At 65.1% G+C, this 12,595-nt stretch carries 12 protein-coding genes and 1 pseudogene; all 13 read left to right on the forward strand.

The genetic code is table 11. The features are described from left to right. The first annotated feature begins 98 nt into the window (after nucleotides 1-98). Nucleotides 99-1,847: an alpha/beta hydrolase gene (locus tag Q4543_RS13600; RefSeq protein WP_303439023.1), complete on the forward strand. Its 1,749-nt coding sequence runs from the start codon at nucleotides 99-101 to the stop codon at nucleotides 1,845-1,847. A gap of 712 nt (nucleotides 1,848-2,559) precedes the next feature. Beyond that, a complete protein-coding gene (locus Q4543_RS13605; protein ID WP_303439024.1) occupies nucleotides 2,560-3,447 on the forward strand; it encodes an LOG family protein in 888 nt (295 codons plus the stop codon). Nucleotides 3,448-3,470: 23 nt separating this feature from the next. After that, on the forward strand, nucleotides 3,471-4,865 hold the full coding sequence (locus tag Q4543_RS13610) for an MBL fold metallo-hydrolase (protein ID WP_303439025.1): 1,395 nt from the start codon (nucleotides 3,471-3,473) through the stop codon (nucleotides 4,863-4,865). After that, the gene (atpD, locus tag Q4543_RS13615; RefSeq protein WP_303439026.1) at nucleotides 4,858-6,261 is read left to right on the forward strand and encodes a F0F1 ATP synthase subunit beta; all 1,404 of its coding nucleotides are present in this window, start codon (nucleotides 4,858-4,860) and stop codon (nucleotides 6,259-6,261) included. The genes Q4543_RS13610 and atpD overlap by 8 nt, the downstream gene beginning before the upstream one ends. Beyond that, on the forward strand, nucleotides 6,258-6,698 hold the full coding sequence (locus tag Q4543_RS13620; protein ID WP_216005691.1) for a F0F1 ATP synthase subunit epsilon: 441 nt from the start codon (nucleotides 6,258-6,260) through the stop codon (nucleotides 6,696-6,698). The genes atpD and Q4543_RS13620 overlap by 4 nt, the downstream gene beginning before the upstream one ends. Next, complete coding sequence (locus Q4543_RS13625; protein WP_216005692.1) at nucleotides 6,695-6,973, forward strand: AtpZ/AtpI family protein; 279 nt, start codon at nucleotides 6,695-6,697, stop codon at nucleotides 6,971-6,973. Before Q4543_RS13620 ends, Q4543_RS13625 begins: the two co-directional genes overlap by 4 nt. Continuing rightward, complete coding sequence (locus Q4543_RS13630; RefSeq protein ID WP_303439027.1) at nucleotides 6,970-7,248, forward strand: ATP synthase subunit I; 279 nt, start codon at nucleotides 6,970-6,972, stop codon at nucleotides 7,246-7,248. Before Q4543_RS13625 ends, Q4543_RS13630 begins: the two co-directional genes overlap by 4 nt. Beyond that, on the forward strand, nucleotides 7,245-7,934 hold the full coding sequence (locus Q4543_RS13635; RefSeq protein ID WP_303439028.1) for a F0F1 ATP synthase subunit A: 690 nt from the start codon (nucleotides 7,245-7,247) through the stop codon (nucleotides 7,932-7,934). The genes Q4543_RS13630 and Q4543_RS13635 overlap by 4 nt, the downstream gene beginning before the upstream one ends. Further along, nucleotides 7,931-8,176: a F0F1 ATP synthase subunit C gene (locus Q4543_RS13640; protein WP_303439029.1), complete on the forward strand. Its 246-nt coding sequence runs from the start codon at nucleotides 7,931-7,933 to the stop codon at nucleotides 8,174-8,176. The genes Q4543_RS13635 and Q4543_RS13640 overlap by 4 nt, the downstream gene beginning before the upstream one ends. Nucleotides 8,177-8,180: 4 nt before the next feature. Further along, complete coding sequence (locus tag Q4543_RS13645) at nucleotides 8,181-8,921, forward strand: ATPase (protein WP_303439030.1); 741 nt, start codon at nucleotides 8,181-8,183, stop codon at nucleotides 8,919-8,921. After that, the gene (locus tag Q4543_RS13650) at nucleotides 8,899-10,416 is read left to right on the forward strand and encodes a F0F1 ATP synthase subunit alpha (protein WP_368502159.1); all 1,518 of its coding nucleotides are present in this window, start codon (nucleotides 8,899-8,901) and stop codon (nucleotides 10,414-10,416) included. The genes Q4543_RS13645 and Q4543_RS13650 overlap by 23 nt, the downstream gene beginning before the upstream one ends. Further along, nucleotides 10,413-11,246, forward strand: coding sequence for a FoF1 ATP synthase subunit gamma (locus tag Q4543_RS13655; protein ID WP_303439032.1), 834 nt, complete (start codon nucleotides 10,413-10,415; stop codon nucleotides 11,244-11,246). Before Q4543_RS13650 ends, Q4543_RS13655 begins: the two co-directional genes overlap by 4 nt. Nucleotides 11,247-11,975: 729 nt before the next feature. Beyond that, nucleotides 11,976-12,098: pseudogene (locus Q4543_RS13660) on the forward strand (IS5/IS1182 family transposase); the annotation flags it as partial. Nucleotides 12,099-12,595 lie beyond the last annotated feature (497 nt).

Raw genomic sequence — 12,595 nt, forward strand, 5'->3', positions numbered from 1 at the left:
CGGGACGCGCCCCCGGCGTGATGCGCAGAAAGAACCGGTTCCGAATGCCCAAGCGACCAATCAGGCCAGACGTGCCGCCGGAGCCTTTGGCCAAGCCAATGCTTCCTGCCGTCGTGCCCCAGTCTGACCCGCATCCCTACGCCGATCTCGACCGTGCGCTGCGCGGGGCCTATGCCGTTGCGACAGGCGGCGTGTCGCCTCTTGCCATGATGCAGACATGGACGGACTGGGCCCTTCATATGGCCCGCGCCCCCGGACGGCAGCTCGAGCTTGCCGAACACGCGGGCAAGAACGCCGCAAAGCTGATGGGCTTTGCCGCAAGGACAGTCTCGGGAACAGCGCCAGAGCCGCCCTTTGCCCCGAAAGCCTACGATCACCGCTTCACCGATCCGGGTTGGAAGAAGCCCCCCTTCTGCTTGTGGCAGCAGTCTTTCCTTGCGACTCAGGACTGGTGGGATCACGCGACAGAAGGGCTGCGCGGTCTGCACCCGCAGGATTCAGACCGCGCCCGGTTTCTTGTGCGCCAGATGCTGGACATGGCATCGCCGTCGAATTTCCCGGCGACAAATCCCGAGATCATCGACGAGACCGTCAGGACGAGCGGACGCAATCTGCTTGAGGGCCTGTCCCATGTTGCCGAGGATGTATTGCGCACCGTGACCCAGACCCGCGCGCCACCGCCCGACGGCTACAAGATCGGCACCGATCTGGCCTGCACTCCGGGCAAAGTGGTCTATCGCAACGATATCTGCGAATTGCTGCAATACAGCCCACAGACAGATCGGGTGCAGGCCGAACCGGTGCTGATCGTGCCCGCATGGATCATGAAATACTACATACTCGATCTGTCGCCGAAGAATTCGCTGATCAATTACCTTGTCGGTCAGGGCTTTACCGTCTTCGCCATCTCGTGGTGCAATCCTAGCGCCGCCCAGCGCGACCTGTCGCTTGAAGATTACCGCCTTCGCGGCGTCATGGCGGCAATCGATGCGATCAACGCGATCGTTCCGGGGCAGAAGATCCACGCCAACGGCTATTGTCTGGGCGGCACGATTCTGGCCATTGCGGCGGCGACAATGGCGCGGGACAGCGATGACAGGCTCGCCTCGGTGACGCTGATGGCGGCGCAGCTGGACTTTTCCGAAGCAGGCGAACTGCTGCTGTTCCTCGATGAGAGTCAGGTGGCCTTCCTTGAAGACATGATGTGGGCGCAGGGTTATCTTGATCGCCCGCAAATGGCCCGCGCCTTCGCATCCATCCGCGCCGAAGACCTGATCTGGACCCGGGCCGTGCGCCGCTATTTCCTGGGCCAGGACGACCTGCCAAGCGATATCGGGGTCTGGAACGCCGATACGACCCGGATGCCGGCCTTGATGCATTCCGAATACCTGCGCGGCCTGTTTCTGGAGAACCGCCTTTCAGCCGGGCGCTTCGCCGTCGAGGGACGGGTCATCGTGCTCAAGGACATCGACGTGCCGCTGTTCGTGATCGCCACCGAATCCGATCACATCGCGCCGTGGAAATCTGTTTACAAGACACGGCTGTTCACCGACGCGGACCTGACCTTCGTGTTGACCAAGGGCGGGCATAACGGCGGCATCCTGTCCGAACCCGGCCATCCGGGCCGTCACTACCGGATCGGCCATCGCGCGCCGGACGATCTGTATGTCGATCCGGATACGTGGTTTTCCCGAACCTCCCGGACCGAGGGCTCGTGGTGGCCGCAATGGATCGATTGGCTGGCCATGCACAGCAGCGACAAGACCGACCCACCCCGGATGGCTGCGCCTGACAAGGGCTTCCCGGTGCTTGGAGCCGCGCCGGGGTCCTACGTTCTCGAGCGCTAGAGCACTCGCCAAAGGCTAGGCATCAGGGTCAGGTGCTGATCTCAAGGCAGGGGTGCTGCCCGGCGCAGACAACGGAACACGCAAACGGCTCTTTCTCGCAGTGCAGCTGTGAAAAGATTCAGCAAGGCGCGCCGGGCAGCGAGGCGATGCACTCGGCAAATGCTGGCACATGAGCGAGATCAAGGAAACCCGGCGCGCGCAAGGATAGTCCGGACTCAGGACAACGGTTTCACGCCAGCGAAAGGGCGCTTTTTGCGCGACGTCGCAGGGCCGATCTTGGCAATGGTTGAACAGGAATGCAGCAGCACCAGAACGTTTTGTCATCCTTGATCAAGACAGCAACGCTCCACGCTGCCTTGGCCTCCCCCTTGATCGGGTTTGCGCGACGGAGCTCCGGCGAGGCAACAGCTCCGGCGCTACACGGCTGCGGTCTTTACCCGGGAAAGACGCCCGCATGATCCCGGTATGCGATCGCGGCGACAGGCCGCTGTCTTGCGCCCGAAAGGTCGCGGCAGAGACTGACACCAACCCCCGGATCACGGCTCACGAGACGCTCTGCCGCCCGTGCCGGGGGCGCCCAAGGTTCGCCCCCCTGTCGCTGGCGTCGTCGCCGCGCCGCAAGAGCCATCGCGCCGATGTTCCCTCCGGCGCGGGCCGTCCGGCATGCCGGGATGGGCACAGCGCCGGCCCGGGGTTTGAAAGGATGGCTTACATGACGCCCAACACCCCTGCCAGCGGCCAGGCGCATCCCGACGCCCGCGAGCGCGTTCGCAGCGCCGTGACCCATCCAAGCTATCGCCTTGCCGAGGCCGATCCCGATTTCGTTGGGGGTCAGGATTTGCGCGCCGTTCGTCTGGAGCTCGATTATCTGAAAACCGAACATGGGCTTGCCGCGCATGAGATCGCCCATACCGTCGTCGTGTTCGGATCGACCCGCATTCCCGAGCCCGCCGCCGCGCAGCGGGCGCTTGACGCCGCGCGACAGGCGCGGGATGCCGCCCCGCAGGATGCGGATCTGCAAGCCGCCCATGCCCTCGCAGAGCGCATCGCCGTGAACAGCCGCTATTACGTAATTGCACGCGCCTTTGCGCGCCGGATCGCCGAAGCGGGCGATGGCCAGAACGGCGATAAGATCGCCATCATGACGGGGGGTGGCCCGGGGCTGATGGAGGCCGCAAATCGCGGCGCCATGGATCTGAGCTCGCAGTCGGTCGGGCTGAATATCGCGCTGCCGCAAGAGCAGGCCCCCAACCCCTATCTGACCGAAGGGCTGTGTTTCCAGCTTCACTACTTCGCGATGCGCAAACTGCACTTCTTGCTGCGCGCGCGGGCGCTGGTCGCGTTTCCCGGCGGGTTCGGCACTTTCGATGAATTGTTCGAGACGCTGGTGCTGGTTCAGACCCGCAAGATCGCCCCTTTGCCAATCCTTCTGGTCGGTCGCGACTTCTGGTCGCGCGCGGTGGATTTCGGGTTTCTGCAAGAGCAGGGCGTGATTTCGCGCGGCGACCGCGCGTTGTTCTCCTTTGTCGAGACCGCCGACGAGGCCTTTGACCACATCGCAAACTGGTACCGCAATCTGGGCACGCCGCTTTTTGGCTGACCCCTACGAATGGGAGTGCGTTCATGCAGATTTCATTTCACGGCGCCGCCGGGCAGGTGACCGGATCATGCCATCTGTTCGAACATGACGGCCAGCGCATCCTGATCGACTGCGGCCTGTTCCAAGGCTCGCACGACGCCGCCGAAGACAACGCCGGCGCGTTTGGCTTCGATGCGTCAGAGATCGACGTCCTGCTGCTCACCCATGCCCATCTGGACCACTGCGGGCGCATTCCGCTTCTGATCCGGCGGGGGTTCCGGGGCGAGATCATTGCCACCGCCGCCACCCGCGAACTTGCCCGCATCGTCATGCTCGATTCAGCCAATATTCAGGAAGAGGACGCAAAACGCCAAGCCCGATACCAGCGCCGACGCGGGCAACCCCCCCTGCCCCGGCTGTACGGCATCCCGGATGCGCTGCGGGCGCTGGATGCCTTTGGCCGGGTCGCCCGGCTTGACGAGCCGATCGATCTTGGCGGCGACATCCGGGCAACCTTCATCGAGGCCGGCCACATCCTTGGCTCGGCGTCGATCGTGATCGAGGCGGGGTCTGGCCCAGATGCCCGCCGGATCGTGTTTTCCGGCGATCTCGGCAACGGCGGGCGGCCGGTTCTGCCCGACCCAGCCCCCCCGCCAGAGGCAGATTACGTCGTGATCGAAAGCACTTACGGCGACCGTGAGCACCGCAGTTTCGACGAGTCGCGGACCGAGATCGTCGAGGCCATCCGGAAAATTCACAGTCGCGGCGGAAACGCCATCATTCCAAGCTTTGCTCTGGAGCGGACACAGGAAATCCTCTTCGTCCTGTCCGAGGCGGTGCGACACGAAGAGCTTCCGAGAAACCTTGCGGTGTTTCTGGACTCGCCCATGGCCATATCCGCGACCGAGATTTTCGGGCGCTATCCAGATGCCTTTCAGCCGCAGTTCCGCGACACCATGGCGGCGCGCGATCCCTTTGGCCTCGAAGGCTTGCGGTTCACCCGCGGGGCCGACGAGTCGATGGCAATCAACCAGATTCCCTCGGGGGCCGTGATCATCGCGGGATCAGGGATGTGCACAGGCGGGCGGGTCGTGCATCATCTGAAACGCAATCTATGGCGTGAGGACTGCGGCATTATCCTTGTCGGCTATGCAGCCGAGGGCACATTGGCCCGCCGCCTTGTCGACGGGGCGCAAAGCGTGAAGATCTACGGGCAAACCGTTGCGGTGAAGGCCGAGATCTTCACCATCAACGGCTTCTCGGCCCATGCGGATCAGGCAGAGCTTCTGGCGTGGCATGCGCATACTGGCCGCCCAAAACAAACTTTCATCGTCCATGGAGACCCTGACCGCGGCATGAGCCATCTGCAAAAGGCGCTGGAGGCAAAGGGGCTGGCGACGCGCTGCCCCAAGATGCACGAGAGCATTCACCTTGACTGACCGGGCAACCATCACCGCAGTGCGCGGGCCGGTTCTGGACCTGCACGTCGACGGGGCGTTGCCGGCCATCCATGACGCCGTGGAAATCGGCACAGATGACCATGTCGTCTTTGCCGAGGTTCAGGCGCATCTGGATGCGCATCACGCCCGCGTCATCGCCTTGCAATCCACCCAAGGCATCGCGCGCGGCACCCCCGTGCGGCTGACCGGCGCTCCGCTCAGCGTTCCGGTTGGCCCGGCGGTGCTGGGCCGACTTCTTGATGTGATGGGCCGGATCGGCGACGACAGGGGCGCCCTTCCGGCGGACACGCCGCGCCGCCCGATCCACCACGCAGCGCCGTCTCTGGCCGAGCAGCGCAGCCAGACAGAGATCTTTTCCACCGGGATCAAGGTCCTGGACCTTCTGGCGCCGCTGGCCCGTGGCGGCAAATCGGCGATGTTCGGCGGTGCGGGCGTCGGCAAGACGGTTCTGGTGACCGAACTGATCCGCTCGATGGTGTCGGGCTATGACGGCATCTCGGTGTTTGCGGGCGTCGGAGAGCGCTCGCGCGAGGGCCACGAGATGCTGAACGAAATGCGTGACAGCGGCGTTCTGGACCAGACCGTGCTGGTCTATGGCCAGATGAACGAGCCGCCCGGCGCGCGCTGGCGCGTGCCCTTGGCCGCGATGAGCATCGCCGAGTATTTCCGTGACGAGCAGGGCCGCAACGTGCTGATGCTGATGGACAACGTGTTCCGTTTTGTGCAGGCCGGGGCCGAGGTGTCGGGGCTGCTGGGCCGCATGCCCTCACGCGTGGGCTACCAGCCGACGCTGGAAACCGAGGTGGCGGATCTGCAGGAACGCATTGCCTCGGTCGGGCGCGCCTCGGTGACCGCAATCGAGGCGGTCTATGTCCCCGCCGACGATTTCACCGACCCTGCCGTCGCCGCGATCAGCGCGCATGTCGACAGCACGGTGGTTCTGTCGCGGCAACTGGCCTCCGAGGGCATCTATCCCGCCATCGACCCGATCGCCACCACCTCGGTACTGCTCGACAAGCTGGTGGTGGGCGAAGAGCACGCCCGCGTGGCGGGCCAAGTGCGCGAACTGATCGAGCATTATCAGGAACTGCGCGACGTGATCGCGCTGCTGGGGGTCGAGGAACTGGGCCGTGAGGAACGCCTGCTCGTCGGGCGCGCCCGGCGCTTGCAGCGCTTCCTGACGCAGCCGTTCTTTGTCGCCGCCGCCTTTACCGGGATGGAAGGCCGCTCTGTGCCACTCAAGGAAACCGTGGCTGGCTGCGCCGCCATCCTTGCGGGCGAGTGTGACGACTGGGACGAAGGATCGCTCTACATGATCGGCACCCTCGACGAGGCGCGCGCCCGCGAAGCAAAGCGCAAGGAGGCCCCGGCATGACACAGGCCGTCACATTGACAGTGACCACGCCGCTTGCCGTTGCGGTTTGTGAAACCGATGTGACCTCGATCCGCGCCGAGGATCGCAGCGGCGGCTTCGGCCTGCTGCCGGGGCACGCCGATTTTCTCACGATACTGGGGGCGTCGGTTCTGCGTTGGCGCAAATCTTCCGGGCCGTGGGAATACTGCGCCTTGCGCGGGGGCGTGTTGCAAATGCACGGCGGCACGACGGTCGATGTGGCCTGCCGCGAGGCGGTGCGAGGCCACGACCTTGCCTCGCTCGAGGCGCTGGTCTGGCAGACCATCGACGATGAGATCGACGCGGCGCGTCAGGCCCGATCCGAGCAGACCCGCCTGCACGCCACTGCCATCCGCAGCCTGATACGGCAACTGGGCACCTCTCACGCGGGACGCCCCCTTGCGGAGGATTTCCGATGAGCGAACCCGGACGGGAGAAGATTGCCAATGCCGCGAAACGCAGCCGCGAACGCGACGCCGCCGCACTGCGCGACCCCGAACCGTCGCTTGCAAAGCGCTTTGGCCAGATCGGCGTGCTGGGCTGGGTGATCGTGGGGCCGATGATGCTGGGGGTGATCGTCGGCAACTGGCTCGATCATCTGCTGGGTAGCGGGATCATGCTGTCAGCGGCGCTGACAATGCTGGGCGCGGCGCTTGGCCTGTGGCTGGCGATGCGCTGGATGAATCGGCAATGAGCGGGTTCGAAATGCCATTGGGACTCGCCTTGCTCGCCGCCCTTGCGGGCGTGCTAGCCGGATACCTGCATTTCAAAAGCCTGCGAGCCGTGTCGGACCGGCTCGCCGCCGGACAGATGCGGGCTGTCGCGATTCAGATCGCGCGCCTCATGGCTATGGCGCTGTTCTTGTACCTCTGCGCCCGGCTTGGCACCCCGGCGCTGCTGGGCGCTGGCGCCGGGGTGCTGATCGGCCGGGCGCTGGTGCTGCGCGCGGCCAGAAAGGACACGCCATGACCGACTCCCCTCTGGATCTGAGCTATGCCTTCCATCTCGGCCCGCTGGCGATCAGCTGGGTCGTGGTGGTGAGTTGGGGCATCCTGATCGTGCTGGGTCTGGGATGCTTTGCCCTGACGCGGCGGCTTGCGATCCGGCCCGGCAAGGTGCAATCGGTGCTCGAACTGGTCGTCGGCACCATCGATGCGCAGATCATCGCCACCATCCCCGGCGATCCAGCCCGCTATCGGGCGCTGATCGGAACGCTGTTCCTGTTCATCCTCGCGGCCAACTGGAGCTCGCTGATCCCGCAGGTCGAGCCGCCGACAGCGCATCTGGAAACCGACGCCGCATTGGCGTTGATCGTGTTCGTGGCGACAATCGGTTACGGCATCGCGGCTCAGGGCCCGTGGGGCTATGTCAAAAGCTTTGCCCGGCCAAGCTGGGTGATGATCCCGCTGAACCTGATCGAACAGATCACCCGCACGTTTTCGCTGATGATCCGCCTGTTCGGCAACGTCATGAGCGGAGTCTTCGTGATCGGCATCATCCTGTCGCTTGCCGGCCTGCTGGTGCCAATTCCGCTGATGGCGCTCGATCTGCTGACCGGCACCGTTCAGGCCTATATTTTTGCCATCCTGTCGCTCGTCTTCATCGCCTCGGCGGTTGAGGACGCCCCCCCTGACCCCAAGGAGCCCAAATCATGAACTACATCGACATTGCCAGCATCCTCGCGGCCGCCTTTGCGGTGTCCTTTGGGGCCATCGGCCCGGCGCTCGCCGAAGGCCGGGCGGTGGCGGCGGCGATGGATGCCATCGCCAGACAGCCCGAGGCGGCGGGGACCATCTCGCGCACGCTGTTCGTCGGGCTTGCGATGATCGAGACCACGGCGATCTATTGCCTCGTGATCGCGCTGCTGCTGCTTTTTGCCAACCCGTTCGTCCAGTAGCCCCATGAGCTTTGACTGGGTGACCTTCGGCCTTCAGCTGTTCAACGTGCTGGTCTTGCTGGCGATCCTGCAGCATTTCCTGTTCCGCCCGGTGGCCGATATCATTGCCAGACGGCAGGCCGAGATCGTCGCCGCGAAAGATGCAGCCGACACCGCGCAGGCGCGGGCGGCGGCGGCAGAGGCGATGGCACAGGACGAAGCCGGGAAAACCGCGATGGCTCGCAACGATGTGCTGGCCACGGCGCAGCTCGAAGCGGAACAGCTGCGCGCCACGCTTGTCGCGACAGCCCACAGCGAGGCCAGCAAGATCGTCGATGATGCCCGCTCCAAAGCGGCCCGGATCGCCGCCGACGGGCAGGCCGATACCCTGCGGCGCGCCCGCGAACTGGCCGAGACCATCGCCGAAAAGGCGCTGTCGGATCTGCCCGATCCGCCGACGGCTGCGGGGTTTGCCAAGCGGCTGGCCGCCGAGCTGTCCGCCATGCCCGAGGGCAAACGCGAGGCCCTGCTGTCGGGCGCGAACCTGACGCTGATCGCCGCCCATCCGCCGGGTGAACAAGATCTTGCAAGCGCCCGGGCCGTGCTGGCGCCGCTGGGTTTGCACGACGCGGCAATCGAGGTCGATCCGGCGTTGATTGCGGGGCTCGAACTGCGCTCCGCGACCGGTGCGGTCTTCAATTCAATCGCCCACAACCTGCGCCGCATTTCGGAGGCATTAGACGATGACAATGGATCTCGGACTTGACGCGCTGAAATCGCGTGTCACCGCAGCGTCGCTGGGCCCGGAGGCGCGCGAAACCGGCACCGTGACGGAAATCGCCGACGGGCTGGCGCATGTCTCCGGCCTGCCCGGCGCCCGTCTTGGCGAAGTGCTGGAGTTCACCGGCGGCGCGCGCGGCTTTGTGCTGAACCTCGACGAGACCACGCTTCAGGCAGCGTTTCTGGATGCCACCGCCGGGATCGAGGCGGGCAGCACCGTCACCCGCACCGCAGAGCTTGTGTCCGTGCCGGTCGGAGACGGGCTGTTTGGCCGGGTGGTCGATCCGCTGGGGCGCGTGCTCGATGACCTTGGTCCGCTCGCGGCGAGCGAAATGGCCGAGGTCGAACGCCCGGCCCCCTCGATCATCGCGCGCGACTTCGTCAGCGAGCCGGTCGAGACGGGCGTGCTGGTGGTCGATGCGCTCTTCGCCGTGGGTCGCGGACAACGCGAACTGATCATCGGCGAGCGCGGCACCGGCAAGACCTCGATCGCGGTGGATGCGATCCTGAACCAGAAGGACAGCGACATCGTCTGCATCTACGTCTCCATCGGCCAGCGCGCGACCGCGGTGCGCCGGGTGATCGAGGCGGTCCGCCAGAAGGGCGCGTTTGACCGGACCATCTTTGTGGTCGCGCCCGCAACGTCGCAACCGGGGCTGCGCTGGCTTGCGCCCTTCGCGGCGACATCCATGGCCGAAACGATCCGCGATCGCGGCGGCCATGCGCTGATCGTGTACGACGATCTGACCAAACACGCGGCCGTGCACCGGGAACTGGCGCTGTTGTCGCGCCAGCCCCCCGGGCGCGAGGCCTATCCCGGCGACATCTTCTATCTGCATGCGCGGCTTCTGGAACGTTCGGCGAAACTGTCCAAGGCCATGGGCGGCGGTTCCCTGACCGCCCTGCCGATTGCCGAGATCGAGGCGGGCAACCTGTCGGCCTATATCCCGACAAACCTGATTTCGATCTCTGACGGGCAGATCGTGACCTCGGCGACGCTGTTTGCCGGCAATCAGCGCCCGGCGGTCGATGTCGGCCTGTCGGTCAGCCGCGTCGGCGGCAAGGCGCAGCCGCGCGCGCTCAAGGCGGTGGCGGGGCGTCTGCGGCTGGACTATGCGCAATATCTCGAGATGAAGATGTTCTCACGATTTGGCGGATTTGGTGACGCCGCCATGAAGAAACGGCTCGCACGCGGTGCCCGCATCGGGGCGCTGCTGGCGCAGGACCGCTACAGCCCCTTGCCAACGGCTGTGCAGGTGGCGCTGCTGGCGGCATTGGCAGATGGTGTGCTTGACCCCGTTGCCATCGACCAGTTTCCCGCCCTCAAGGCCGCGCTGGTGCCGCTGATCGCGGCCGAGCCGCAGCTTGCCGGACTGAAGGTCGCCCCCGAAGTCGACGCGGCGACACGAAAGGCCGCCACCGACTGCGTGCGCACCGCCATCGCAAAATTGCCCGCCCTGCCCGAAGCACCGACGCCATGAACCGGCCCGAAGACATCCGCGACCGGATCGGCAATATCCGCGAGATCGAAAGCATCGTGTCGACGCTGCGCGCGCTTGCGGTCTCGCATCAGCACGAAGCGCGCGCCCATCTTGTGCCGATCCGCGCCTATGAGGCCAGCGTGGCACAGGCGCTCTCCACCGCTCTGACCATCGCGCAGGCGAGCGCGCCGCCTCGCAAGGATGGTCCGGGCCTGACGATCGTGGTCGGCACCGCACAAGGGTTTTCGGGCGCCTTTGGCGAGCGGATCGCCGACGCGGCGCTGGCCGAGGCCTCCCAAGGCGCACAGATCATCATGGTTGGCGGGCGCAGCCTGAGCGCGCTTGCCGAAAGGGGCGTAACGCCGGTCTACTTCACTGAAACGGCGTCGCATGCGGTTGATGTGCCATCGCTGGCCAGCAGGCTTTCTGATGTGCTGTTCGAACGGCTGACAAAGACAGCAGGCGAACCCGTTACGATCCTGTTTGCCGATCCCGACACGGCAGAGCTGGCGCTGATCCGCCGCCAGCTGTTTCCATTCGATTTCAGCCGCTTCCCCGCCCGGACGACGCATCTGCCTCTGACCACGCTGTCTGCGGACGCCTTGCTGTCGGATCTGGTCGAAGAATATGTCTTCACCGCGCTCTGCGAAGCGTTGATGCTGGGATTTGCGGCGGAAAACGAGGCCCGAGCGGCGGCCATGACGCGGGCGCAGACCAACGTCAAATGCATCGCCGCCGATCTGCAGTCAGACTTCCAGCGTGCACGTCAGGAACAGATGACAACCGAGATCATCGAGCTGTCGACGGCTGCAGGGCCGGTCTCGCAGTAGATATCGCGACAAAGCCACCCTTGACGCGATGGCCGCAGGTCAGGGCGCAAGAGCCACGCATCCCCGAACCAAAGGCAGTCTGGCGCAAAGAGACCAACAGCTGCGTGGACTCCCGCCGCACCTGCAGCCGTTGGCGTCCCGGCCCAGCCGTCACATCCGCGCCCCACTCTCAACGGCGTCGTAGCAGAGCTCTGACGTGTGGGGATTCGTTATTTGATTCCATGGCGTTAGACTCAACGCAAATGCCTCTGAGCGCGCGGGAGGCCCGATCAGTATGGCGCGTATGATTGTGCCGACGCCCGAAGCGGCAGGTCGCAGCCGAAAAGGACAGCACAGGCGGTAAGGACCGCGACGATCCGCGCAGCTGCGACCAGCAGACTGATGCCCCAGGCAGCCCAGCCGCGGCATTGTTGCCGGGACGGTAGGCCATGACCGTGCCGCCGTCGCTCAGATCGCCCTCGATCAGGCCCCGCCCGAGAAACCGGCCCAACATAGAGAGTTCGCCTTGCGAGCGGAGTCGATGGCGCGCCGGTCTCGTAGGAAGGTCGTCGACCATCGCAGGCGCCGCGAGATTCGTGGCGCTTTACGCGGCCCACTCTTGATCGCCCTGTTCCTAGCAGGTTGCTGAAATAGGCCTGCCCCGACAGGGATTTGAGAACATGATTCACCCTCGGCAGGGTAACGGATGGGGAGAAGCTGCGCGGGACGGACGAGGCCGCAGGCCAGAGGCCCAGCGTGTTCACAAAGAACCGCGACCGCCTGCTGAGCACTGAGAGGTCGCGCAAGCTAATGGCGCCGATCCTGAGGCATCGCGAGGTCGCGCTGCTTCTGTCGAACGAACACTTCCCGCTCCCTTCCCGGCAGATTGCGTCGCAATCACCTGCCGGGCAATGGATGGCACGCGTGTGAAAGCTTGGGCTTCACTGAAGAGCTTCCAGCCCAAGGCCGACAGGAGGATGAGCAACCGGGCGATCCGCCCGCCCCAGGTGCCACGCCTGAAATCCAGCCCTTCCAGACCCCATTCGAGACAGACCCGATGCCCCGCAACTTTCACCGCCAGCGCAATGCCGAGGCCGATTTCAAGGGCGAGAAGCGTTCCAATGCCACGCATGCCGCAACCACTGAGCCAATGCGCGGCTCTACAAATAATCCCCCCGAACCAAGGACCGTGCCATGCTTTATCGGCCATGCGCTGATGGAGACCCGCAACGGCCTGATCCTGCAAGGCGAGCTGACGCGGGCAGACGCTCATGCAGAACGCAAGGCGGCGCTGGATGATGTCCCAACTGATGGTGTAGCTCACGACGGGCCTCGCGCTCACCGGCGGGCCGAGCTTGTCAGTCGCGCTG

Source organism: Salipiger sp. 1_MG-2023 (genome assembly GCF_030547555.1).
In the GTDB taxonomy this organism is placed as follows: Bacteria; Pseudomonadota; Alphaproteobacteria; order Rhodobacterales; family Rhodobacteraceae; genus Salipiger.